This is a genomic window from Chryseobacterium sp. KACC 21268, assembly GCA_028736075.1.
GTDB lineage: Bacteria > Bacteroidota > Bacteroidia > Flavobacteriales > Weeksellaceae > Epilithonimonas.
Genome location: CP117875.1, coordinates 3,614,895 through 3,639,367, shown reverse-complemented (window position 1 = coordinate 3,639,367; position 24,473 = coordinate 3,614,895). Strand labels below are relative to the sequence as shown.

At 36.7% G+C, this 24,473-nt stretch carries 26 protein-coding genes and 1 tRNA gene; 20 read left to right on the top strand and 7 right to left on the bottom strand.

What is annotated here, in order from left to right; all coding sequences use genetic code 11:
• Nucleotides 1-3: 3 nt before the first annotated feature.
• Together PQ459_16620 and PQ459_16615 are read left to right on the top strand one after the other, a co-directional pair.
• The gene (locus PQ459_16620; protein WDF46512.1) at nucleotides 4-786 is read left to right on the top strand and encodes an alpha/beta hydrolase; all 783 of its coding nucleotides are present in this window, start codon (nucleotides 4-6) and stop codon (nucleotides 784-786) included.
• Nucleotide 787: 1 nt separating this feature from the next.
• A complete protein-coding gene (locus tag PQ459_16615; GenBank protein ID WDF46511.1) occupies nucleotides 788-1,153 on the top strand; it encodes a DUF1304 domain-containing protein in 366 nt (121 codons plus the stop codon).
• A 166-nt stretch (nucleotides 1,154-1,319) separates the two neighbouring features.
• Here PQ459_16615 and PQ459_16610 read toward each other — a convergent pair whose 3' ends face one another.
• From PQ459_16610 to PQ459_16595, 4 genes are all read right to left on the bottom strand, one after another.
• The gene (locus PQ459_16610; GenBank protein ID WDF46510.1) at nucleotides 1,320-1,955 is read right to left on the bottom strand and encodes a GLPGLI family protein; all 636 of its coding nucleotides are present in this window, start codon (nucleotides 1,953-1,955) and stop codon (nucleotides 1,320-1,322) included.
• The gene (locus PQ459_16605; GenBank protein WDF46509.1) at nucleotides 1,952-2,152 is read right to left on the bottom strand and encodes a hypothetical protein; all 201 of its coding nucleotides are present in this window, start codon (nucleotides 2,150-2,152) and stop codon (nucleotides 1,952-1,954) included. Before PQ459_16605 ends, PQ459_16610 begins: the two co-directional genes overlap by 4 nt.
• Nucleotides 2,153-2,289: 137 nt before the next feature.
• The gene (locus PQ459_16600; GenBank protein ID WDF46508.1) at nucleotides 2,290-3,294 is read right to left on the bottom strand and encodes a bifunctional oligoribonuclease/PAP phosphatase NrnA; all 1,005 of its coding nucleotides are present in this window, start codon (nucleotides 3,292-3,294) and stop codon (nucleotides 2,290-2,292) included.
• A gap of 101 nt (nucleotides 3,295-3,395) precedes the next feature.
• Nucleotides 3,396-4,076 (bottom strand): T9SS type A sorting domain-containing protein, encoded by a 681-nt coding sequence (locus PQ459_16595; GenBank protein ID WDF46507.1) that lies wholly within the window; start codon nucleotides 4,074-4,076, stop codon nucleotides 3,396-3,398.
• 188 nt (nucleotides 4,077-4,264) lie between these two features.
• On the opposite strand from PQ459_16595, the gene era reads away from it, so the two are divergent.
• Nucleotides 4,265-5,140, top strand: a complete 876-nt coding sequence (gene era / locus PQ459_16590) for a GTPase Era (GenBank protein WDF46506.1) — start codon at nucleotides 4,265-4,267, stop codon at nucleotides 5,138-5,140.
• Between the two features lie 65 nt (nucleotides 5,141-5,205).
• Nucleotides 5,206-5,631 (top strand): DoxX family protein, encoded by a 426-nt coding sequence (locus PQ459_16585; protein WDF46505.1) that lies wholly within the window; start codon nucleotides 5,206-5,208, stop codon nucleotides 5,629-5,631.
• Here the strand turns inward: PQ459_16585 and PQ459_16580 are convergent, their stop codons facing one another.
• Nucleotides 5,632-5,814 carry a hypothetical protein gene (locus PQ459_16580; GenBank protein WDF46504.1) on the bottom strand — a complete coding sequence of 61 codons (183 nt, stop codon included), beginning with the start codon at nucleotides 5,812-5,814 and terminating at the stop codon, nucleotides 5,632-5,634.
• Between the two features lie 187 nt (nucleotides 5,815-6,001).
• On the opposite strand from PQ459_16580, the gene PQ459_16575 reads away from it, so the two are divergent.
• The 11 genes from PQ459_16575 to PQ459_16525 all read left to right on the top strand — a co-directional run bounded on the left by PQ459_16575 (nucleotide 6,002) and on the right by PQ459_16525 (nucleotide 15,928).
• Nucleotides 6,002-7,540: an aldehyde dehydrogenase family protein gene (locus PQ459_16575; protein WDF46503.1), complete on the top strand. Its 1,539-nt coding sequence runs from the start codon at nucleotides 6,002-6,004 to the stop codon at nucleotides 7,538-7,540.
• Nucleotides 7,541-8,344, top strand: coding sequence for a hypothetical protein (locus PQ459_16570; protein WDF46502.1), 804 nt, complete (start codon nucleotides 7,541-7,543; stop codon nucleotides 8,342-8,344). It begins immediately after the preceding gene.
• 12 nt (nucleotides 8,345-8,356) lie between these two features.
• The gene (gene lat, locus PQ459_16565) at nucleotides 8,357-9,676 is read left to right on the top strand and encodes an L-lysine 6-transaminase (protein ID WDF46501.1); all 1,320 of its coding nucleotides are present in this window, start codon (nucleotides 8,357-8,359) and stop codon (nucleotides 9,674-9,676) included.
• 65 nt (nucleotides 9,677-9,741) lie between these two features.
• Complete coding sequence (locus PQ459_16560; GenBank protein ID WDF46500.1) at nucleotides 9,742-9,969, top strand: DUF2007 domain-containing protein; 228 nt, start codon at nucleotides 9,742-9,744, stop codon at nucleotides 9,967-9,969.
• Nucleotides 9,970-10,096: 127 nt separating this feature from the next.
• Nucleotides 10,097-10,170, top strand: a tRNA-Ala gene (locus tag PQ459_16555).
• Nucleotides 10,171-10,385: 215 nt separating this feature from the next.
• Nucleotides 10,386-10,922 (top strand): C40 family peptidase, encoded by a 537-nt coding sequence (locus PQ459_16550; GenBank protein WDF46499.1) that lies wholly within the window; start codon nucleotides 10,386-10,388, stop codon nucleotides 10,920-10,922.
• Nucleotides 10,923-11,000: 78 nt separating this feature from the next.
• Nucleotides 11,001-11,813, top strand: coding sequence for a 2,3,4,5-tetrahydropyridine-2,6-dicarboxylate N-succinyltransferase (locus PQ459_16545; protein ID WDF46498.1), 813 nt, complete (start codon nucleotides 11,001-11,003; stop codon nucleotides 11,811-11,813).
• A 93-nt stretch (nucleotides 11,814-11,906) separates the two neighbouring features.
• The gene (locus PQ459_16540; protein ID WDF46497.1) at nucleotides 11,907-13,076 is read left to right on the top strand and encodes a glycosyltransferase family 87 protein; all 1,170 of its coding nucleotides are present in this window, start codon (nucleotides 11,907-11,909) and stop codon (nucleotides 13,074-13,076) included.
• Nucleotides 13,076-14,005 (top strand): glycosyltransferase family 2 protein, encoded by a 930-nt coding sequence (locus PQ459_16535; protein ID WDF46496.1) that lies wholly within the window; start codon nucleotides 13,076-13,078, stop codon nucleotides 14,003-14,005. The genes PQ459_16540 and PQ459_16535 overlap by 1 nt, the downstream gene beginning before the upstream one ends.
• Nucleotide 14,006: 1 nt before the next feature.
• A complete protein-coding gene (locus tag PQ459_16530; GenBank protein WDF46495.1) occupies nucleotides 14,007-14,795 on the top strand; it encodes a polysaccharide deacetylase family protein in 789 nt (262 codons plus the stop codon).
• Nucleotides 14,795-15,928, top strand: a complete 1,134-nt coding sequence (locus PQ459_16525; GenBank protein WDF46494.1) for a glycosyltransferase family 1 protein — start codon at nucleotides 14,795-14,797, stop codon at nucleotides 15,926-15,928. Before PQ459_16530 ends, PQ459_16525 begins: the two co-directional genes overlap by 1 nt.
• A 63-nt stretch (nucleotides 15,929-15,991) precedes the next feature.
• Here PQ459_16525 and PQ459_16520 read toward each other — a convergent pair whose 3' ends face one another.
• A complete protein-coding gene (locus PQ459_16520; GenBank protein ID WDF46493.1) occupies nucleotides 15,992-16,645 on the bottom strand; it encodes a YggS family pyridoxal phosphate-dependent enzyme in 654 nt (217 codons plus the stop codon).
• Nucleotides 16,646-16,896: 251 nt separating this feature from the next.
• Here PQ459_16520 and lpdA point away from each other — a divergent pair, with 251 nt between their 5' ends.
• From lpdA to PQ459_16495, 5 genes are all read left to right on the top strand, one after another.
• Entirely contained in the window at nucleotides 16,897-18,300 is a 1,404-nt protein-coding gene (gene lpdA / locus PQ459_16515) for a dihydrolipoyl dehydrogenase (GenBank protein WDF46492.1), read from the top strand.
• 83 nt (nucleotides 18,301-18,383) lie between these two features.
• Complete coding sequence (locus PQ459_16510) at nucleotides 18,384-19,436, top strand: T9SS type A sorting domain-containing protein (GenBank protein ID WDF46491.1); 1,053 nt, start codon at nucleotides 18,384-18,386, stop codon at nucleotides 19,434-19,436.
• A 122-nt stretch (nucleotides 19,437-19,558) separates the two neighbouring features.
• A complete protein-coding gene (gene aroB, locus PQ459_16505; GenBank protein WDF46490.1) occupies nucleotides 19,559-20,605 on the top strand; it encodes a 3-dehydroquinate synthase in 1,047 nt (348 codons plus the stop codon).
• A gap of 145 nt (nucleotides 20,606-20,750) precedes the next feature.
• Nucleotides 20,751-21,437 carry a porin family protein gene (locus tag PQ459_16500; GenBank protein ID WDF46489.1) on the top strand — a complete coding sequence of 229 codons (687 nt, stop codon included), beginning with the start codon at nucleotides 20,751-20,753 and terminating at the stop codon, nucleotides 21,435-21,437.
• 94 nt (nucleotides 21,438-21,531) lie between these two features.
• Nucleotides 21,532-22,128 (top strand): porin family protein, encoded by a 597-nt coding sequence (locus PQ459_16495; protein ID WDF46488.1) that lies wholly within the window; start codon nucleotides 21,532-21,534, stop codon nucleotides 22,126-22,128.
• A 67-nt stretch (nucleotides 22,129-22,195) separates the two neighbouring features.
• Here PQ459_16495 and PQ459_16490 read toward each other — a convergent pair whose 3' ends face one another.
• On the bottom strand, nucleotides 22,196-24,448 hold the full coding sequence (locus tag PQ459_16490; protein WDF46487.1) for a M12 family metallo-peptidase: 2,253 nt from the start codon (nucleotides 24,446-24,448) through the stop codon (nucleotides 22,196-22,198).
• Nucleotides 24,449-24,473: the final 25 nt, after the last annotated feature.

The window sequence follows — 24,473 nt, the reverse complement described above, 5'->3', positions numbered from 1 at the left end:
AAAATGCTCAACTACGAAATAGAAGGAGACGGAACGGAAAACCTGGTGTTGCTCCACGGCTTTATGGAAAATCTCTCGATCTGGGAAGATTTGAAACCGCATCTGTCCGAGAAATTCAAATTGATAAAGATCGATTTGCCAGGATTCGGAAAGTCAGATGTAATTGCCGAAGTTCAAACAATGGAATTGATGGCTGAAGAAGTAAAAAAACTCACAGACCATCTGAAATTAAATGAATTCCACCTGCTCGGACATTCGATGGGCGGTTACATTGCATTAGCTTTTGCAGAAAAACATCCTGAGGATTTGAAATCATTCACGCTGTTTTTCTCAACCTATTTTGCAGACGACGAGGAGAAGAAACAGACCCGAACCAAAGGCTTGAGAATCATCAAAGAAAACCTGAGAGCTTTCGTAAACGCCGGCGTTCCCAATCTCTTCAATCCAAACGAGCACGACATTCTGGAATCAAAAATAAAACTTGCGAAGGAAATCGCGTACACATCTTCCGTCGACGGTGTTCTTGCCTCTCAAAAAGGAATGATAGAACGTCCCGACCGCTCCAAGGTCTTAGAAAACTTCGAAGGCAAAATCCTCATTTTATCTGGCAAACACGATTCGGCAGTCAACTCAGAAAAAACCATCAAAAACCTGCCCGATAATACCAACATCAAATCCTACGTTCTGGATTGCGGACACAATGGACATTGGGAAAAACCGGAAGTTTGCGCCTCGATCATCAACACAGAATTGCTTCATCATTTACCAAAAAAATTCGTTCTCTAAAATGGAAATTCTATCAAAAACCCTCATCGCAATCGTCGCTCTAGAGCATTTTTACATCCTGTATATGGAAATGTTCGCGTGGGAAACCTTGGGCAAGAAAACCTTCAAAGGTTCGCTTCCGGATGAGCTATTCAAACCAACAAAAGGACTCGCCGCTAACCAAGGCTTGTACAACGGATTTCTCTCCGCCGGACTCATTTGGTGTTTGTTCATTTGCGACGCCATTTGGTCAAAAAATGTGGCGATTTTCTTTCTTGGATGCGTAATTGTAGCCGGAATTTACGGTGCACTTTCGGCTTCGAAAAAAATATTTTTCGTTCAGGCTTTGCCGGCAATCATCGCTTTGGTTTTCGTGCTGTTGAGATAGATTTTTAGGAGCTTGATCCCGCTGTCCACTATATCTTTTTTGTCTTAGAAGTTTTGTCATCAAAAACAAGTTTTCGGATAAGACAAAAAAGGATGCCGTTCCCATCGGGGCTAGGGGTTTGTTTGTCTACCAAAAGTTTTCAAAAGATTAAAGTTTCAACAAATCATTACTCGCAACTTTTCAAATCAATCGGGTTTTTGAACCAATCAATTTTTGCTTTCTCCGACTTGTCATAGGATTCTTTTGCTTCCCTGGAATCTACATTTTTCCCATTGTAAACATAACTGAAAGTGGCTTTCGGGTCATTCAGATTGGAAAAGATCATTGAAGGTTCTTTTTGATATTTTTCCCAGAAAATATCCCATTGTTTTGGCGACAGGTTTACTTTTGCAGTGTAGGCGTTGCGTTTTTCGATGTTGCTTTGTTCCTTTGTCAGACCTTTGATCTCAAAAATAAAATTATCGTCAGAATCACTGATCTTCAGTATCAGTCCAGGCAATCCGAAAAACTTGTACGGACCATCATTGATCGGGATTTCGTTGGTAAACCACGCGATCCACTTTCTTCCACCAAAGTCGGTTTCTGCTTTTTGTACATTGTAACCAAAGATTTTACTTTTGATCTCTTTGATGGTCCACTTCGGTTTATAGTCATATTTTGTAAGGTAAACCTTGTCGAAGAATTCATATTCTATTGTAGTAGTCTGAGATTTCAGATCTTTGATGACAAGTTGTTGTAATTTCCATTCTTCTTTTGGACTTGGGAAATTTCTGTAACCCTGCGAGACGAATGAGGTTTTCAAAGAATCATACTTGAATTTTGCCAACGATTCAAATAAGATTCTTTTTCATTTCTGATCAGAGCGGTCAGTTCAGATTGATAATCTTTGTCAGTTTCTGCTGATTTCCATTTCAGTTCATAGATGATCTTGTAAGATTGTCCGTAAGAAAATTGAATTAGAAATATAAAAATTAGGTAAAATAGGTGGTGAAATTTCATAGCGTAAATTTTTGATTAAAACTAATTTTGTAGTGATACAATATTAAGATTAATTTCTTAGTTTACAACTATTGTTTTAGTGATAATGATAATGGTAATTTAATACTTGACGAAAAACAAAAGGGATTGCTGACCAATTAAAAATCCTCCGCCTCGATCTTCTCTTTAAAATCCTCAATCGTTTCCTCCATAGATTTGAAATATTTCCCACCAGAAGCATTGATGTGTCCGCCACCGTTGAAGTGCTTTCTCGCAAACTGATTCGTGTCCACAGCATCTTTGGAACGGAAAGAGATCTTGATAAAATCCTCGTACAGATCTTCCATAAAGAAAACCGCCATTTTAGTTCCGAGAACGCTAAGACCATAATTCACGAAACCTTCTGTATCACCTTTGTCAAAGCCATATTCTTTCAATTCAGCACGTTTCAGCCAAAGGATGGCTACTTTTCCATCTTTTGTCAATTCGATCCTGCTGAGAACGAGGGAAAGGAGATGAAGCCTGGAAATCGTATTTGTGTCCCAAGTGTTGGAAGTGATGATGGCTGGATCTGCACCTTTTTCAATCAAATCGGCGACAATTCTGTGTGTGCTAGCGCTTGTTGAACGGAAACGGAAACCGCCTGTATCAGTCATTATTCCAGTGTAAAGACATTGTGCAATATCCAGATTCACAGATTTTTCATCATTGTTGGCTTGGATGAAGTGATAGACCATTTGGCAAGTCGCAGGGATCGTAGTGTCAGAATACACATAATCGAATTGCTCAGGCATCTGATGATGGTCAATTAAGATTTTTTTTGCTTTCGCTTTCGTTACCCAATCACCAAGAATTCCTATTCGCGACGGTGAATTGAAATCAAGACAGAAGATCACATCCGCATTGTAGATCGCTTCACCAGCCACTTTTCTTTTGTATTCGCCGATCACGATCTTCTTCGCTTCCGGCATCCACTTTAGGAACTTTGGAAAGTCATTGGGAACGATCACGGTTGCTTCGATGTCTTTTGTTTTCAGGTAATGTTTCAGACCAAGAGAAGAGCCGATCGCGTCGCCATCGGGATTGTGATGTGATACGATGACGATATTATTTCCCGGAACGAGAAGGGCGTTGATCTCTGAGATTTCTTTGGCTGTAAACATAAATGATGATTGAAAAAGTGAAGTTCCAAAGGTAAAACTTTAAATAAAAAAATCGGCTCAAATTTGAACCGATTTTTTATTCATTTTATAAGAAATTATTTTTATTGTTTAATGACCTTATAAATTTCCTCACCATTTAACTGAATAAAATAGATACCTGTTTTAAAGCTTTTCACGTCGATATTTACAGTTTTCGACTTTTCTACCAGCTTGTCATATATTACTTTTCCTGATGAATCATAAATTTTCACTGAGGTTATAACATCGGAATTTGATACATTTAAAATGTCTTTCACAGGATTAGGACCAAGAACAACTTTAGATAATTCATTGTCTTTTGTGCCTAACGTAATAGATTTAAAATGAACCTCCTGGAATATTGCATTACCAATTTTTAAAGTTTTTTCAGTGCCATTATTTTCGATTGTGTAATAATAATTGGAGTCTTTTATAAAGAAATTACACAAAGATCCAAAAAACTGGTTAACCTGACCATTATCTCCCCAGTAATCGGCCAAAGTACAGGCTTTACTGTTCACCGTGAAAGCATTTTGCCCACTATAAGTTACATCTGCTGAGACAGTGTTAAAAAAGGACAGACTGATTCTTGAAGGATTTGTACCAAAATCTGTAATTTGCTGATAAGGCATTGGTGGAGGAAGCTGATCAGTAGGAGACAATTCGCCAACAACTTTGGTCACCTGCCAGTTTGTGTTGATTAATTCTAAGTTTTGCGCAAAAAATAAATTGGTAGCAAAAATAAAAAATAGAGTTTTTTTCATGAGATATAAGTTTATTCTAGACGATAAAGTTAAAAATAATTCTTTAAAATATATATAACTCACTGATAGATTTAATATTACGATTTTAAAAATCTTCCTGCAAAAATTCCGTAACTTTGCAAATCATTTCTAATCGTTGAATGCTCAAATCTTTTGGTCATTCAACCTTTTAATTTTAATTCAAATTAATGCACAAAGCAGGATTCGTAAACATCGTTGGGAAACCTAACGCCGGAAAATCAACCCTTCTCAATCAATTGATGGGAGAGAAACTGGCAATCGTGACCCAAAAAGCACAAACCACAAGGCACAGGATCTTCGGGATCTATAATGAAGAAGACCTTCAAATCGTTTTTTCTGATACGCCAGGCGTTCTGGACCCGAAATACGGTTTGCAGGAAAAAATGATGGATGTTGTGAAAGATTCTTTACAGGATGCAGATGTTTTTCTTTTCATTGTAGATGTGACGGACAAAGCGGAACAATCAGAATTTTTGATTGATAAATTGAACAAAATTCCAGTTCCTGTTCTATTATTATTAAACAAGATCGACCAGACCAATCAGGAAGCGCTGGAGAAAATAGCGACCGATTGGCACGAGAAAATCCCTAAAGCTGAGATCCTTCCAATTTCTGCTTTAAACTCTTTCAACACACACGTGATCCTTCCGAAACTGAAAGAGATGTTACCGGAAAATCCACCTTACTACGACAAGGAAATGTACACGGACAGACCAGAGCGTTTCTTCGTCAATGAAGCAATACGTGAGAAGATCTTGTTGAATTATGAGAAAGAGATTCCGTACGCTGTAGAAGTGGTGACGGAACAATTCAAGGAAAAAGAAGGTGCGATCGTTATTGATTCTATCATCTACGTGGAGCGTGATACGCAGAAAGGAATCATCATTGGCCACAAAGGTGAGATGATCAAAAAAGTGGGTACAGAAGCGCGTATCGACCTGGAAAAATTCTTTAATAAAAAAATACATCTCAGCCTTTTCGTAAAAGTCAAAAAAGACTGGCGAAAAAATGACAGAGATCTCAAAAACTTCGGTTACCGTTAAAAACCTCCTAAATCCTTTTCTATAAAGGATTTTTTTGTTAGCTTTGATAGAAATTGATTCTGGAAATGAGAAATTTTAATTCATCGAAAGTTAATGACACGGTTTTAAACGGATTGATATTGGTAATAAGATTATTCGTGGGAATATCAATGTTGACGCACGGTTTGCCAAAATTGGATAAGCTGATTGCGAATGACAAGATAGAATTTATGAATTTCCTGGGACTGGGATCAGCGATTTCTCTGGTGCTTGTCGTTTTTGCGGAATTTTTGTGTTCCGTTTTCATCATGCTTGGATTTCTCACAAGATTTGCCACAATTCCTTTGATGGTCACAATGCTCATCGCGTTTTTCGTGGCTCACGGTTCAGATTCGTACGCGACCAAAGAATTGAGTTTGGTGTATTTTTTCTTTTACCTGACGATCTTTGTCTTAGGTTCAGGCAAGTTTTCTCTGGATTGGTTATTTTCTAAGAAAGAAGCACTTTACTAATTAAAACAGATTGGCAAAATAATCGCGGATGATGATCCAGAAATTTTTACCAAGGAAATAGATAAGGGTAGAAGTGATGATTCCTTTCACAGTAAAGAAAATGATTCCGCCGATGCCAAACTTTTTCAGCAAGATCTTCCACTTCGGTAATTTTTTCTCCTCCGTCTGAATATGCTCTTCCATTTTTTATTTTTTTCAAAATTAAGGAAAATTATCCAATTTAGATTTGTTCAAAATAACTTAAGCCCACAAAACCCGCTAATCATTTTATTCTCAAACTTTCAAACTCATCAACTAACGATTGTTAGTTTTTAAATTTTGTCGTTCAAAATATATTTTTATCTTTAGAAACTTCAAAATTAAAAACTTTATGTCCTCAATTTCAATATCAGAAAACCTAAAAAGATTAGGGATTTCAACAGAAAACAACGGAACCTCCACAGGATTGGAATTTTTCTCTTCTGGAAAAAATATAGAGAGCAATTCTCCCGTTGATGGAAAATTGATTGCTTCCATCAAAACTTCTGACGCCAATGACTACGAAAAAGTGTTGTCAAAAGCACAGGAAGCTTACAAAGAATTCAGACAAATTCCTTCTCCGAAACGTGGCGATCTAGTGCGTCAATTTGGAAACAAATTGAGAGAATATAAAGATGACTTAGGAAAACTCGTTTCTTACGAGATGGGAAAATCCCTCCAGGAAGGTCTTGGCGAAGTTCAGGAAATGATCGATATCTGTGATTTTGCAGTTGGATTGTCGCGTCAGCTTCACGGCTACACGATGCATTCCGAAAGACCTGGTCACAGAATGTACGAGCAATATCATCCGCTGGGAATTGTCGGCGTGATCTCAGCATTCAACTTTCCGGTGGCGGTTTGGGCTTGGAACGCTTCTTTGGCGTGGATCTGCGGAAACGTTGTCGTCTGGAAACCATCAGAGAAAACACCACTTTGTGCAATCGCCTGTCAAAATATCTTTGCTGAAGTAGCCAAAGAAAATGGACTTCCGGAAGGAATTTCAAGTTTGGTGATCGCGGACCACGAGATTGGCGATACTTTGGTTAATGACAAAAGAATTTCGCTTGTTTCTTTTACAGGTTCAACTAAAGTTGGAAGAATTGTAGGACAAAATGTGGCAAAACGTTTCGGAAAAACGATTCTGGAATTGGGCGGAAATAATGCGATTATCATCACAGAAAATGCCGACATCAATATGAGTATCATCGGCGCGGTTTTCGGCGCGGTCGGAACGGCTGGACAAAGATGTACTTCTACGAGAAGATTAATCATCCACGAATCTGTTTATGACGAAGTGAGAGACCGTTTGGTAAAAGCGTATGGACAATTGAAAATCGGAAATCCGTTGGACGAATCCAATCACGTTGGTCCATTGATTGACAAATCTGCCGTAAAACAATATCAAGATTCCATCGAAAAATGTAAAGCAGAAGGCGGAAAATTCGTGGTTGAAGGTGGCGTTTTGGAAGGCGAAAATTATACTTCTGGCTGTTACGTCAAACCTTGTATCGCTGAGGTTGAAAATAGTTACGAAATCGTTCAGCACGAAACTTTTGCACCAATTCTTTATTTAATTAAATATAAAACTCTTGACGAAGCAATCGCATTACAAAATGATGTTCCACAAGGATTGAGCTCAGCAATTATGACGCAAAATCTTCGTGAAGCAGAATTATTCCTTTCAAACGGCGGTTCAGATTGTGGCATTGCAAATGTAAATATCGGAACTTCCGGAGCGGAGATCGGTGGCGCTTTCGGTGGAGAAAAAGAAACTGGCGGCGGAAGAGAATCTGGTTCTGATGTTTGGAAATATTATATGAGAAGACAAACCAATACGATCAATTACACGACTAGTTTGCCTTTGGCTCAAGGAATCAAATTCGATTTGTAAATGAAAAAATACATTTTTTTAGCATTTGCATTTGTGTCATTTTTATCTTGTTCCAGAGATGAAGATAAATCTGAAACTCCTGAAAATGGATGTAATATAGTCACAGCTAAAACACAAAATTACCAATTTGATGACGTGATTATTTCCATGTCTGGTTTTGATGTAAACTTTAACAGATTTTTTTTTGAGTATGATTCTCAAAGGAGGATTAATAAGATTACAGGAGGTTTAGTTGGCAGTCCGCCAGGAGATTTGGGTGGTTTTTATTTGAGTAATAAAGCGTCAGACGAAATCACTTACTCAGGTAATACCGTTTCAGTTAAAGTGTCTGCGAATATGACTATCAGACCTTATGACAAAGAATTTGTGATTGAAAATGATAGAATTATAAGTCAAAAAGTTACTTCAAAATATCCTTTTCAAACTTCTGATCCGGTTACTTATCTATATGAATATTCTGGCAATCAAATCTTGGAAAAAGTAAACAGCAGACTTACAAAAACTATAACTGTTGAAAATGGAAATCTTAGTAAAGTCATAAAATGGAGATATAGCTTAGATGGAAATATCAACGGAAAAACTGAAATTATCTATTCTGATTATGATAACCAAGAGAATCTTCTAAAAGGTAAATTTTTTATTAATGGAGCCTTTTATTCAGCATTTTCAAATAATATTTATAATAAAATAGATTCTAAAACCTATGATTTGCTAAATGGGGCGTATGTTTTTAATGGGAATTATTTTAATACAACCTATGATCCTGCTAGCACCTCAAATTATTTTGAAAAAAACTGTAACTAAAAAATACAAAATATGATAATAACGACAGAAAATAAAGTAAAAGAAACCCTAGGCAAACATATCCTTGCAGACGGTTTCGATTTTGTAATGGATTTCAAAAAGTCCCACGGTTCCTACATTGTGGACCGTTTGACAGGCAAAGAATATCTCGATATGTTCTCTATGTTTGCGTCGGCTTCCGTTGGTTATAACCATCCTTACATTTTGGAAAAAGCCAATTGGTTGGGAAAAATGGCAATTTACAAACCAACTTTGAGCGATGTCTATCTTCAGGAATATGCAGATTTTATGGACGTTTTCTCGAGAGTGGCGATTCCTAAAGAGTTACCTTATTGCTTTTTCGTGGAAGGTGGCGCTTTGGCTGTTGAAAACGCTTTGAAAACAGCTTTCGACTGGAAGACCAGAAAGAACTGGCTAAAAGATATTGACAAGGAGGCAAGTTTGGTCATTCATTTCAAACAGTCTTTCCACGGCAGAAGTGGTTACACATTGTCATTGACAAATACTTCGGACCCAAGAAAACACCAATATTTCCCAAAATTCGAGTGGCCAAGAATCACCAATCCAAAACTGAATTTCCCGATTACGGAAGAGAATCTTGAGGAAACCATCAAGCACGAACAAATGGCTTTGCTTAATATCCAGGAAGCGATTTTGGCAAATCCGGATGAGGTGGCTTGTATCATTATTGAGCCGATCCAGGCAGAAGGTGGCGACAACCATTTCAGAAACGAATTCTTCGCCGAACTGAGAAGGATCTGTGACGAAAACGAAATCCTTTTGATCCTCGACGAAGTTCAAACCGGAATCGGAATGACGGGGAAAATGTGGGCTTACGAAGATCTGGGAATTATTCCAGACGTCATTTCTTTCGGTAAGAAGACGCAGGTTTGCGGAATCTTGGCCAACAAAGAAAAACTTGACGAAGTAGAACATCACGTTTTTGTAGAAAGTTCCAGAATCAATTCTACTTTCGGTGGAAACTTTATCGATATGCTTCGTTTTCAATTGGTTTTAGAAATTATTGAAAATGAAAATTTGGTGGAGAATTCCAAAGTGGTAGGAGAATTTCTATTAGAAGGATTATTAAAATTAGAACAAAAATTCCCAGAACATATCTTTGCATCGAGAGGAAAAGGCTTGATGTGTGCTTTTGATCTGAAAGACCACGACACCAGAAACTGGCTGAGAGAAAAGCTTTATGATGAAGGAATCATCGTGTTGACCTGCGGTGATCAGTCCATTAGATTCCGTCCACATCTTAATGTAACAAAAGAAGAAATTCAGATTGTTTTAGATAAGATTAATTCAATATTTGAGAATTTAATATAAAGAATTTTTGATTTTGATATTTTTTTTATAAATTGCTATGCTTAATAAATATCAAAATCTGAATTATGGATGCAACAACCAGAGTCTCTGTTTACGAAAGCAGTAGCCCACAGGAGATCCAGCTGATGAAGTCTAAGCTGGAAGATGCAGGAATAAAATGTGATGTTGAGAACTCTTATCTTAGTTTTCTTTCGACTCCCACTGCAACCAACACTTTTATTAAAGTTGATCTGAAAGACGAGAAAAAAGCGTTTGAGATCATCGACGAGTATTTAAAATCAAACCAAAATTGATTTCATATTTTTAAATTTTACGTTTTACAGAAATCGGGTTCAAATTTATTTGAGCCCGATTTTTTATTATTAATTTGAATTTTATTTTGTTGATAATCTACAAAATCAGTATCATTGCACAACAAAAGGGGGATTAGCTCATCTGGCTAGAGCGTTAGACTGGCAGTCTAAAGGTGGTCGGTTCGATCCCGATATCCTCCACAATTTAATTCCTGACTACTACAGTTAGGAATTTTTGTTTGTTCTAGGGATAAAAATTGAATTTAATAGTAAAAAGTATATATAATTATTTCATTTTGCTTAATTAAAGAAGTAATTTTAATTCAAACTCTTGTTTAATTTAGATAAGTGTCCTACTTTTGTGATACAATCAAAATCAATCTATCGAAAAAAAATTGCTGTTTAAAATCTGTTTTATGAAAAGATCTGTACTGGTAATTCTATTTTCAATAATTCTGGTGTCTTGTGGTGCTTCAAAATCTACTAAAAAATATTCCTACAAAAGACCTTCGACTACCAAATCTACCACTATAAAAAAACTAAGTTCTACGTACTCCGGCAATGTGTCCGGCACCAGAGCTTCCATTCTGAGCGACGCCGAAAATTATCTTGGGACACCTTACAAGTACGCTGGGAATACAAAAGCCGGCTTTGACTGTTCAGGATTAGTTTGTAAAGTTTTTGATGAGAATAAGATCCAAATGCCAAGACGTTCTCAAGATCAAGGGAAATCTGGCTCTTCCATTAATATTTCCGAGGCAAAACCAGGTGACCTTTTGTTTTTTGCAACAGCTGGCGGATCATCCGTAACGCACGTTGGAATTGTTCACGATATTCTGAACAGTGGCGAAGTGACCTTTATTCACGCTTCAACATCCAAAGGTGTTATTATTTCTTCCTTGAATGAAGCTTACTGGAACAAAGCTTTCCTTTTTGCGAGAAGTGTGCTTTAGTTTTTTTATTTTTGCATTGGATGAAATTTAATCCAAATAAAATCAATTATCGTTAATCAATTATCATTTATAAATCATATGTCTTTACAGGAAAAAATCGAAAAAGCTTGGGATAACCGCGAACTTTTGAAAGAAGAAGAATACCAAAATGCAGTAAGAGAAGTTGTTGCAAAACTGGATGCTGGCGAATTGCGTACCGCAGAACCAACAGAAAACGGTTGGCAAATCAACGAATGGGTGAAGAAAGGCGTGGTAATGTATTTCCCAATCCAGACAATGGAAACCATAGAAGTTGGTCCATTCGAATTCCACGATAAAATTCCTTTGAAGAAAAATTACGCAGAAAAAGGTGTTAGAGTAGTACCTCACGCGATTGCAAGACACGGAAGTTTCGTAGCTAGTGGTGTAATTTTGATGCCATCTTACGTTAACATCGGTGCTTATGTAGATTCTGGAACTATGGTCGATACTTGGGCAACGGTTGGAAGTTGTGCACAGATAGGTAAGAATGTTCACCTAAGTGGTGGTGTAGGAATCGGTGGTGTTTTGGAGCCATTGCAGGCGGCGCCTGTCATTATCGAGGATGATGCCTTTATCGGATCTAGATGTATCGTGGTAGAAGGTGTTCGCGTAGGCAAAGAAGCTGTTCTTGGAGCTAATGTTTGTTTGACAATGTCCACCAAAATTATAGATGTTACAGGCCCAGAACCAATCGAAACGAAAGGTTACGTTCCAGAACGTTCCGTAGTAATTCCTGGAAGTTACACCAAGAAATTTCCATCAGGTGAGTACCAAGTACCTTGTGCCTTGATCATCGGGAAAAGAAAAGAATCTACAGACAAAAAAACCTCTCTGAATGACGCTTTGAGAGAAAATAATGTAGCAGTTTAATAGATATAGATTTTAAACTTATATTTGTCATTCTAATGAGAACTTAACTTCTCGTTAGAATGACATTTTTTTTAAACTAAACCTACGAAAACAGTGAAACAGAAGTTCTTAAAATTTATTTCTGATTATCGTATCATCTTTGTGATCTATATTATTGTGGCTGCAGTCACTGCTTACAGCAAATATAAAAGAGGAACAGGAGGCTACAACAATTATCTGATTTTCAAAGGTGTGTTTTACAATACTTTACAAGAAAGAAATATATTTTCACAATATCCCGATTTGTTTTTTGACAGCAATCATTACGGCGTATTCTTTAGTCTTTTGATTGCGCCTTTTGCGATGATGCCGGATGGTTTTGGTTCTGTTTTATGGAATGTTGCCAGCACTTTGGTCTTTCTTTTTGCGATTTACAAACTTCCTTTTTCGGATGCTAAAAAATCTTTTTTTGCCTGGCTTTGTCTTCAGGAATTCATCACGGCGGCAACCTATTTTCAATTCAATATTATTCTGACAGGATTATTGATGTTGTCTGCGATTTACATTTATGAAAGAAAAGAAACCCAATCCGCATTCGCCATTCTCATTGGCGTTTTTGTAAAAATCTATGGAATCGTGGGACTTTCCGCTTTTTTCTTTGTTAAAAATAAAACCAAATTTATCATCTCATTTATCGTCATCTCAATTCTGTTTTTTGTTTTGCCGATGTTGATTTCAAGTCCAAAGTTTGGAGTTCAATCCTATTTTGATTGGTACACATCTCTGTCGGGGAAAAACCTTGATAACCAAGCTTTGGGAACTCGTCAGGACTATTCTCTGATGGGCGTTGTGAGAAGAGTTTTGGGCAATGCTGACATTTCAAATCTCATATTTCTAGTTCCTGGATTTATTTTATTTATGTTGCCATACGTCAGAACAAAACAATTCAAATTTCTACCATTTCAGATGATGATTTTGGCTTCCACATTATTGTTTGTTGTGCTATTCAGCTCAGGTTCGGAAAGCCCGACTTACATCATTGCGATTGCGGGCGTGATGATTTGGTTCTTGATGCAGAAGAAATTGTTGAAAATTGACATTGCCTTATTGATTTTTGTAATGATTTTCACTTGTTTTGCATTTTCGGATTTGTTTCCAAAATCTATCAAAGAAGGTGTTTTCATAAAATATTCAACCAAAGCAATTCCTTGTATAGTCATTTGGTTTAGAGTGATGTACGAATTGTTGACAAAAGATTTTGAGAAGGATTATAAGTTAGATTAATGAAAAAAATTTCCATAGTCATTCCCGCACACAACGAGCAAGAAAACGTTGCCTTGATTCATCAAAAAATAAAACAAGTTTTTGATGGATTAAATCATTATGACTTCGAAATCATCTTTGTCAATGATGGAAGCCGAGACAACACACAGCAGAAGCTGGAAGAACTTTCCCAAAAGTATAGTGAAGTCAAATTCATAGAGTTTTCCAGAAACTTCGGTCATCAACCCGCGGTAAAAGCTGGAATTGATAATGCAGATGGAAACGCGGTAATCTCGATGGATGGCGATTTGCAACATCCGCCAGAGTTGATTCCCGAATTAATTAAAAAATGGGAAGAAGGAAATGATATTGTGTTTACCATCAGAACTTATCCCAAAGAAATTTCTTTTTTTAAAAGAAAAACGTCTGACTTTTTTTACAAATTATTATCCAGCCTTTCCGATGTCAATTTGACAAAAGGTGGCGGTTCGGATTTCCGCTTGATGGATGCTAGCGCGGTAGAAGTGATGCGAAATTTCAACGAGGATGATTTGTTTCTCCGAGGACTGACAAGTTGGATGGGTTTCAAACAAACTGGAATCGAGTTCACGGCCAACGAAAGGCAGGCGGGCGAAAGCAGTTATAATTTGAAGAAAATGATAACATTTGCGTTCACGGGAATTACGGCATTTAGCGTCAAGCCATTATCCATTGCGGCGTATTTAGGATTCTTATTTTCAGGACTTTCAGTCGTTGGCTATGGTCTTTATGTTCTTTATTCCTTCATCGAAAAAACAGAAATTTCCGGTTGGGCATCGTTGATTATGACCATCGTTTTCTTCGGCGGATTACAATTGATAATATTAGGAATTATCGGGATTTACTTGGGGAAAATCTTCAAAGAAGTGAAGCAAAGGCCAAATTATATCATCAAAAATAAAAATTTCTAAAATGATTTTATTAAGTTTTGACATCGAAGAATTTGATATGCCTTTGGAGTACAAGGGAGAGATTCCTTTGGATGAGCAGTTGGCGGTTTCCAGAAAAGGTCTGCAGAATATTCTCAGGATTTTAAATCAAAATCAAGTCAAAGCTACTTTTTTTTCCACGGTAATTTTTGCTCAGAATAATCAGGATTTGGTGAGGCAACTATTGGAGGAAGGTCACGAACTGGCTTCACACACTTGGTTTCACTCGGAATTTGAAGAAAAACATCTAGCAGAGTCGAAGCAGGCGTTAGAAAGATTATTCGATACGAAAGTTGTCGGACTCAGAATGCCGAGAATGATGGCGGTTTCAGAAGATGCCGTCTCCGATGCAGGATATTTCTATAATTCTTCCATCAATCCAACTTATTTGCCCGGAAGATACAACAATTTCAAAGTCAGCAGACAGCCGTTTTGGCAAAAGAGAAGCTTGCAGTTTCCAGCTTCGGTTTCTACGATTTTCAGGATTCCTTTGTTTTGGTTAAGTTTTCATAACTTTCCACTTTCGGTTTACAAATTGCTATCCAGATTATCAATCAATTCCACAGGATTTTTGAACATCTATTTTCATCCGTGGGAATTTGCAGACATCTCGAATCCAAAATATAAATTGCCTGCTTTCACCTTCAAAAATACGAATGAAGCTATGGTCAATCGTTTTGATAATTTTATCAGATGGGCAAAAAAAAATAATTATCAGTTTTCTACGACCAGAGAATTTTTGGAAGATTGGACACAAAAAAATAAAAATTAATGAAGATTGCTTACGATGCCAAACGTATTTTTTCGAGCGTATCAGGATTAGGAAATTATTCCAGAGATCTGGTAAGGATTCTTTCCAAGGTTTTTCCTGAGAATAAATATATTTTGATCAGCAAAAAGACGTCTGACAAAGGAAAGCAAATAGTACAACTTCCCAACGTTTCGCACGTCAAAACTTCCAAAGGAAACTTGTCACGACAATTCAAAATGGGAATCGATGCACAGAATTTAGGTGCTGATATTTTCCACGGTCTATCGGGCGAACTACCATTGAAATGGAACAAAAAGCCGATTAAAAAAGTAGTGACGATCCACGATCTGATTTTTGAAAGATATCCGGAATATTACACGTGGTTGGACCGCAGAATTCATTTTTGGAAATTCAAGAAAGCGGCGATTGCTGCGGACAAGATTATTTCCATTTCTGAGCAGACTAAACGGGATATTATAGATTATCTTAAAGTTCCTGAAAGTAAAATTGAAGTGGTTTATCAAGGCTGTCATCAAAGCTTCAAAGAAAAACAATCCGCTGAATTTCTAGATCAGGTCAAGGAAAAATTCCAACTTCCAGAGAAATTTATTTTGAATGTTGGAACGATAGAACCAAGAAAAAATCTTTTGAACATCGTCAAAGCTTTGAAGGAAACTCAGATTCCGCTAGTTGTAGTTGGAACCAAAAAGCCAAAATATTTTAAATTAATAGGAAAAGAGATCAAGAAAGGCAAAGTTGAAGTTCAATTTCTTCAAGGCGTTTCGATGGAAGAATTGTCGGCCATTTACAAACTTGCAGAGATTTTCATCTATCCAAGTTTCTTCGAAGGTTTTGGAATTCCCGTGATAGAGGCTTTGTATTCTGAAACAGTTGTCATCACGAGTAATACGAGCTGTCTTCCCGAAGCAGGCGGACCAGATTCTGTTTATATTGATCCCCAAAATGTGGCGGACATCAGATCAAAAATTAATTTTCTTTGGAACAACGAACCAGAGAGAAAACGCCGTGCGGAGAAAGGTTTGGAGTTTGTCCAGAAATTCAATGATGAGGTGATTGCGAAAGAGGTGATGAAGGTTTACGAAAGTTTAATGAACCACAAAGACTCAAAGGTTAACACAAAGAACACTAATTAAAAAAAAAACTTTGTGTACATTGTGAAAAAACTTAGTGCTCCTAGTGTTTGAAAACACACTCAATTAATAATTCCGTTCGCCAAAAATCGCCGACCCAACTCGCACCGAATTTGAGCCACATTCAATCGCCAAAGGAAAATCGCCACTCATTCCCATTGATAAAGTTTCCAAAGGTTTTAAGCTGGAAAGTTCATCAAAAAGTTGCTTCAAAATTCCAAATTCCTCACGGATCTGAATTTCATCATCCACAAAACTTGCCATTCCCATCAAGCCTTTGATATCAATATTAGGATAGTTTCCGTCTAAGAATTTATTGAAAATATCTTTGGCTTCTTCCACTGTCAATCCGAATTTAGTCTCTTCTTTTGCGATTTTAACTTGAAGCAAAACGTTGATTTTCCTTTCGTTCTTCAGAGCTTCTTTATCGATTTCTTTCAAAAGTTTTTCGCTGTCAACACTTTCTATCATTGAGATAAATCTCGCTACAAATTTCACTTTGTTGGTTTGAAGATGTCCAATCAGATGCCACTCAATATCATTTGGAAGAACTGGTTGCTTTTCCAACAATTCCTGAACTTTATTCTCTCCAAAAGCCCGTTGTCCCAAATCATAAACTTCTTTGATCTTCTCAGCTGGATTGGTTTTGGAAACCGTGACCAGTTTTACATTTTCGGGAAGTTGGGAAATGATGTTTTGATAATTTGATTGTAGTGACATTGGAATCAGTTTATTAAATTAAAACTTTAACAAAAATAAGAATCTTTAAATTTGAAACCACATAGAAACATAGGTTTTATGTGATTTTAAGAAAAATAGATGGGTTTTAAATTCTATTTTATCTTTCAAACTTAATTTTACATTTTTCTACACTTTTCTTCTTTGAGAAATCTCATACATAATCAATCTTTAATTTGACTGAATTTTCGTAAATTTGAGGAAATTTTTATTCGAATAATAATCAAAAATATATGAGTCAATTTGATGTAACCGTTATCGGTTCTGGTCCTGGTGGATATGTTGCGGCAATCCGTGCTGCCCAATTGGGTTTCAAAACAGCAATTATTGAAAAATATTCAACCTTAGGCGGAACTTGTCTTAACGTTGGATGTATTCCTTCAAAAGCTTTGCTTGATAGTTCTGAGCATTTCGAAAAGGCAAAACACGACTTTGCAAATCACGGGATCATCATCAATGAGCCGACTGCTGATATCGCAAGAATGATCGCCCGCAAAAACGAAGTGGTAGATCAAACCACAAAGGGAATCAACTTTTTGATGGATAAAAATAAGATCACCGTTTTTGAAGGTCTTGGAAGTTTCGAATCTGCAACCCAGATCAAAGTTTCAAAGAACGACGGTTCTTCCGAAGTGATCGAATCTAAATATACAATCATCGCAACTGGTTCAAAACCATCTAGTTTACCTTTCATCAATCTTGATAAAGAAAGAATCATCACTTCCACAGAAGCTTTGAATCTTAAGGAAATTCCAAAACATTTGGTAGTAATTGGAGGAGGTGTTATCGGATTAGAACTTGGTTCAGTTTATTTGAGATTAGGTTCTCAGGTAACTGTGGTCGAATTTATGGATAAGATCATTCCAGGAATGGACGGAAGTTTGTCTAAGGAATTGCAAAAAGTTCTTAGAAAACAAGGGATGAAATTCGAACTTTCTACAGCGGTTTCGGCGGTTGAGAGAAACGGAGATTCTGTGAAAGTAACGGCTAAAAACAAGAAAGGCGAGGAGGTAACTTACGAAAGTGATTACGTTCTGGTTTCTGTAGGGAGAAGACCTTACACAGACGGACTTGGATTGGAAAAAGCTGGTGTAGAACTTGACGAAAGAGGAAGAGTGAAAACCAACGACCATTTGCAAACGAATGTTTCTAACATTTATGCGATTGGTGACGTGATCAAAGGCGCAATGTTGGCCCACAAAGCTGAGGAGGAAGGAACTTTGGTTGCTGAGATCTTGGCTGGACAAAAACCTCACATCAATTATAACTTGATTCCAGGCGTTGTTTACACTTGGCCAGAAGTTGCTGGCGTTGGTAAAACCGAGGAGCAATTGAAAGAAGAAGGCGTGGCTTACAAAGTAGGAAGTTTCCCAATGAGAGCATTAGGAAGAAGCCGTGCAAGTGGCGACACAGACGGTTTTGTGAAAATCATTGCTGACGAGAAAACGGATGAGGTTCTAGGTTTCCATATGATCGGCGCAAGAGCTGCGGATCTGGTTGCAGAAGGCGTTATCGCAATGGAGTTCCGTGCAAGTGCAGAAGACATCGCTAGAAGTTCTCACGCGCATCCAACTTATGCAGAAGCTGTGAAAGAAGCGGCTTTGGACGCTACTGGAAAGCGATCAATCCATATGTAATCTAAAAATTTAGAAGATCAATATATAAAGAGAAGCGATTTAGCTTCTCTTTTTTTTGTAACTTAGTTGAAAATAAGCTAACTATGAAACAAAACTACTTCCTTTTACTTCTTTTCTGTTCTCAGTTATTCTTCAGCCAGATTATTAATTTTCCTGATGCAAATTTCAAAGCGAGATTATTACAATCTAGTTCCACAAATTATATTGCTGCAGACTTAAACGGAAATGCAACGAAAATCGATCAAAATAATGATGGGCAAATAGATGTTTCAGAAGCCTTAAACATCAGTCAGATTTCAATTTCTGGGGACTCTAGTCCTACAAGTTATGTAATGGATTATAATTTTCTTCCAAGTTATAACATAAGCTCTTTAGACGGAATTAATAATTTTAAAAATCTGAAAATTCTGGAGTGTAAAAATAATAATTTGACTATTCTGGATTTTAAAGACCTTATTAATTTAGAACAAGTTTACTGTCATCATAATAAGATTACAGAGTTTTTAAATTTTAATGATGTCAATAAACTATATATTATAAAGTGCACTGATAATTTATTAAGAAATTTAGATTTTAGCCAGTCTGCAAGAAATATTGAAGCCTATTCTCAATATTATGATAATAAAAATTCGGTACTGTACTTTTACTCTTACAATAATCCCTTAATCAATGTTAACATACAAAATGGTAAAAATACTATTTGGATATTTTTGGCAGAATGGGGTTCTTGTGCTTTTGGGAAACTGTTTTATTCATTTAATACATGTGGCAATGATCCTTCAAAAATAGAGACTTTGGTTAACCTCAAGGTGAATTGTTTTGAAGTTCCCAATTATCAGCAATATCTGAGTAGATATAATATGTCTGTAAATCTCATAGACAATTGTTTGATAGCAACAGATGAAGTCACCAAAATCAAATTGAGCGTTTCTCCAAATCCAGCGAGAGATTTTTTACAATTGGATTTTAATGAAAAGATAGAAAAGATTCAAATTATTGATGAATCCGGAAGGTTGGTTTCATCTCCTGCCATTAATCAAAATAGAATTAATGTTTCAAAACTTAAATCTGGAGTTTATTATTTGAGTACTTTAATCAATGGAAAAACACTGAATACCAAATTTGTAAAACAGTAATTTTCAAAAATTAATAAAGATATAGAGAGAGGTGAAAGCTTTCTTTTTTTAATTAATGAAATTAATTTTAAATAATTAAAATTGCTAATTAATTTGTTTTTATTTTTGTTAAAATTTGAGTTATGATAAAGGAACTTGATCAAGATTTCAGTAGTCTTAATGAATATATCGGTCAACTTGCGCCAAGTAAGATCTTCATTTTGGTGGATGAAAATACGCACGACCATTGTTTACCAATCTTACTACCCAACTTGGAAACCGACGCACCATTCGAAATCATCGAAATAGAAGCGGGCGAAGAAAATAAAAACATTGGCACTGCAACTCAGCTTTGGGAAATATTCTCAGAAATGGAAGCGGATAGAAAGTCATTATTGATCAATCTTGGCGGTGGAGTAGTGACGGATATGGGCGGTTTTGTAGCTTCAACTTATAAAAGAGGTTTCAAATTCATCAATGTTCCTACAACTTTGCTTGCTATGTGCGATGCTTCAATTGGTGGAAAAACCGGGATTGATCATCAGTTTCTTAAAAATATCATCGGGACTTTTGCATTGCCGGAAGGGATTTTCTTCTATCCAAAATTCTTGGAAACTTTAAAGTTTGAAGAACTCAGAAGTGGTTTTGCAGAGATGCTGAAACACGGTTTGATTGCCGACGCAAACCATTGGAATGAATTAAGTTCGTTATTTAAAATTACACCTGCCGACGTGGCGCCATTCATCAACCGAAGTATGGAGATCAAGAATGATGTGGTGACAAAGGACTTTAAAGAAGAAAATGTTCGAAAGATCCTCAACTTTGGTCACACCATTGGTCACGCTGTGGAAAGTCTTTTTCTGAAAAAAGGAAACCTGATCCCGCACGGAGAAGCTGTGGCGCTGGGAATGATCTGTGAAACGCATTTGGCTTTCTTGGCAGGTCTGATAGATGTAGATGATTCATCAACGATCATTACCAAGATCCAGAGATTCTTTCCATACATCGATATTTCCGAATTTAATAACGAAGATATTGTAAACCTGATGTTCAACGACAAGAAGAATCAGGACGGCGATATCAACTTTTCTTTGATCAACGGTGTTGGAACTTGCGCATTTGACCAGAAATTGCACGCAGATCAAATCAATTTGACTTTGGATTTTTATAAAAACATCATTACAAATTAATGATACTATTCGATGAATAGGTTTTTTAATATGTTGAATATTAATTGTTTGAATAATTTTCACATTTAAATATCAATAATTTTTAATTTTTTGGCAAAGTATTTGGAAGTATGCTTCCCGTAAAACAAAATTAAAATTTGATATTATGAAAAAGTTATTTTTAGGATTAGGTTTGGTAGCAGGAACTTTTGCATTCGCTCAAACAAGTCCAACATTCGGTTTAAAAGCAGGTCTTAACGTATCTTCAATCTCTAAAGATGGTTATGAAGATTCAAAATCTAAAGCAGGTTTCTACGGTGGTATCTTTATGAATGCGCCAGTTTCTGAAATGTTCAGTATCCAGCCAGAGGTTTTATATAGCCAATATGGTGCAAAGGTTACTCAAAGTTATACTACTGAGGCTTTAGGAACTACTACGAGATTTAGATCTTCTCAAAGTCGTAACTTAGATTATATTGCTGTGCCTGTTATGTTCCAATTTCACGCAACTCCAGCTTTTTACTTAGAAGCAGGTCCTGAATTTGGATTCTTAATTAGTGCAAAAGACAAAGGTGATATCACTAGAGAAACAACTACAGGAGGAACTACATCTACAAGTACTACATCAGGTTCTAATGATATTAAGGATGGTATCAGTTCCTTCAATATGGGTGCTGGTCTTGGTTTAGGATTTAACTTTACTCCAAACTTTGGTATCAATGCGAGATATGTTGCAGGGTTCACAGATATCAATAAAAAGAACAACGATGAAAATGGTAATACATCATTAGAGAACAACGACAACAAAAACAGAAACAATACTTTCCAAGTAGGTTTGTCTTACAAATTCTAATATTACAAAATCTTAAATATTACAAAAGGCCGATTCATTCGGTCTTTTTTTGTTTCTTAATTTATATTTTTGCCCTTAATAAACAATTATGTATATGAAGAAGATATTTCAGGTTTTGGCAATTTCTACAACAGCGATGATCTCTGCGCAGTCTTTTGGTGTGAAAGGTGGTGCCAATATTTCGACCATTAGCCAGGAGAGAAGTTGGGATGATACTAATGCCAAACTTGGCTACTTTGTTGGTGTGTATATGCACGCGCCGGTGAACAGTGTTTTTAGTATTCAGCCAGAAGTCCTTTACAACAGCGTTGGGGTAAAGTATGATAATAATAGGGTATCACACACGCTGGGTTTGGATTACGTTTCTGCACCTATAATGTTTCAATTCGAACCAATTCCTAAATTATTTGTAGAAGCAGGACCGCAGTTTTCTTTTTTAATTGGGAACAGTGACCGCAACAAAGCTGACGATGTCGTGACAATAAAAAAATACAGGAATAATTCCAATTACAATAGTTTTGATATGGGCGGAGCAATAGGTGTAGGATTCAGAGTAAATAATATTACAATTGGTGCAAGGTACGTTGCAGGCTTTACAGATATCAAAAAATCAGGATCTACCAGTTGGAGCAATGATGACAAACAACTTCGAAACAATACATTGCAAATTGGACTGCAATACGGATTTTAGAATTTTATGAATAAAAAAAGACCAACTAATTACGTTGGTCTTTTTTATGGATTATCATTAAACTAAATTATTTAACGATAAGGTTTTTACTAGTTGTTTCTCCATTGTTAGAAATTACAATTCTGTAAGTTCCGGTTTTTAAAGTAGAGATATTCACTTTAGTTTTTTCATTTTCCAAAGATCCATTAGAAAGCAATTTTCCAGAAAGATCTAGGATTTGATAAGTTGCACCTTTGGCTGCATTACTAAGAGAGATATTAACTTCTCCTTTTGCAGGATTTGGATATAGTGCAAAACCTTTGTTGAAAGCAGATTCATTTACCGCAAGGTTTTTACTGATATTAAATCTAGCAGAGTTCACTGCAAAATAAATATTGTTAGCTGCTTTCACCATAATTCTTGCATTTCCGTTATTTTCGTTAGGAAGTGTAACAGATGCAGATCCGTTGTTAGGTACTTCTGCAAGTAGTGTTGGATAAGTAAGTCCATTGTCAGAAGAGATGTAGATCTGTACATTTTGCGTATTGATTGGCGCTGCATTGGTTCCTGCAACATCCCAAGTTACCGGAAGCTGGGTTCCTCCAATGTAATTAGCTGCTAAAGTCTGAGAAGTCACTTTGAAAGGTCCTGTATTAGCTACAGTTACAACCATTAGATCTCTTGCAGATTGGTTACCAGTTGCTTTGTTGTCATTTACTAGCAATGAGAAGTTCAACGTTCTAGCTACACTTGGAATCACTTCCCAAGTTGGCGTCAGGTTATTTGCTGCGATAGAACTCATTTGAGGGAAATATCTCTCAGGAGTCGTTTTAGGATTGTATGATCTGAAAACTGTTCCTTGAACCGTAGTAGCTGTAGGTGGTTGTGGATTGTAGAAAAGTGCAGCAGCATTGGTTTGTTCCCAAAGGTAAGTTACAGCATCACCATCTGGGTCACTTCCTGCGCCTGTCAAAACAAATGCAGTTCCGTACGGAATAGTGTAATCCAAACCTGCGTCAGCAATTGGTGTAGAGTTGTTGTTTGCAGTCTTTACAGAACAGTCCGTACCACGCGTAATGAAGTTGTACATTTCATTCACACTTACAGAATGGAAATATGGATCACTGTTGTTTTGTAAATTGTAGACGGAAGTACAGATTCCTGCATAGGCCATAATGGTTGATCCACTTCCTGGTTCTACTGCAGTTACCGTATTGGAATTACCACTACAAGATCCTGCATCTGTTGTATTGGCACGGAAGGTATGGTTTCCTCCAAACTGATGTCCCATTTCGTGCGCTACGTAGTCAATGTTGAAAGCATCATTGATAGGAGCAGAAGATCCTGTCACACCACCAGCTTTGATTGAGCTACAAGGAGATTGCAAGTATGCAACACCACCACCACCAGTACTGAAAACGTGTCCGATATCGTAATTTGCAGTTCCAATTTTGGAGTCGCAAACAGTTTGGTTTTCTCCCAACATTGTTCCACCACTACCGTTGGTGTAACCATCATTGGTATTTTCGACGAATAGGATTTGATCATTATTTGGAACCATAACCATTGTAAGAGAAACTGTTTTTTCATAAACACCATTTACTCTTGTCATTGTTGCGTTCATAGCAGCTAATACAGCAGCTTTTTTCTGTTCAACTGTTCCGGTTGCAAGACCAGCTCTGTTGTAATGGTATCTGGAATATTCAAAGTTTCCAGCCAAAGCCAAACGGTAAGTTCTCAGTTTGCCATCTTGTACGAAAGGTGCTTTTAGAGAAACCGGCTGTTCAACTGGCGGATTTTCAAAATTATATTTACCATAATCACAGTTGAATTTTTCCGGATTTACAGGCAAACTGCTTCTTTCATAAACAATGTAGTTATTTAGGTCACTTGTATAAGTATCCAGGTAACTGATTTTCGTATTGTCAAAATACATCACATTTAGTCCGTCGTACGGCGAGATACTGAATCTGATGCTGTTTTCCGGACTTCCTTTCTGGTATCCAACATAGGAATTGATTCCTGGATATTTGTCAGATAGTTCTTTCGCCATCACAGCTGCCTCTTTCACGACATAGTCAACCAGCTTTCCAGAAGCTGTTGGGAATTTCAGGACAAAACTATCATTGCCAGATTCTCTGTTTGGAGCTTTCGCCAGTTCAGATTTTATGCCTTGCAAGTTCAAGCTGTAGATCTTGTAATCATTTGGTGTTGTGGTTCTTTCCATCAATTTAGCAGTTGCTAAGGAAGATTTGTTTTGAACCGGACTCCAAAAGTTTTTTTGTGCACTTAGCATCATAGAAGCCATTATGCCAGTGACAGTGAATAATTGTTTTACCATTATTATAAAATTAGATGATGATTTT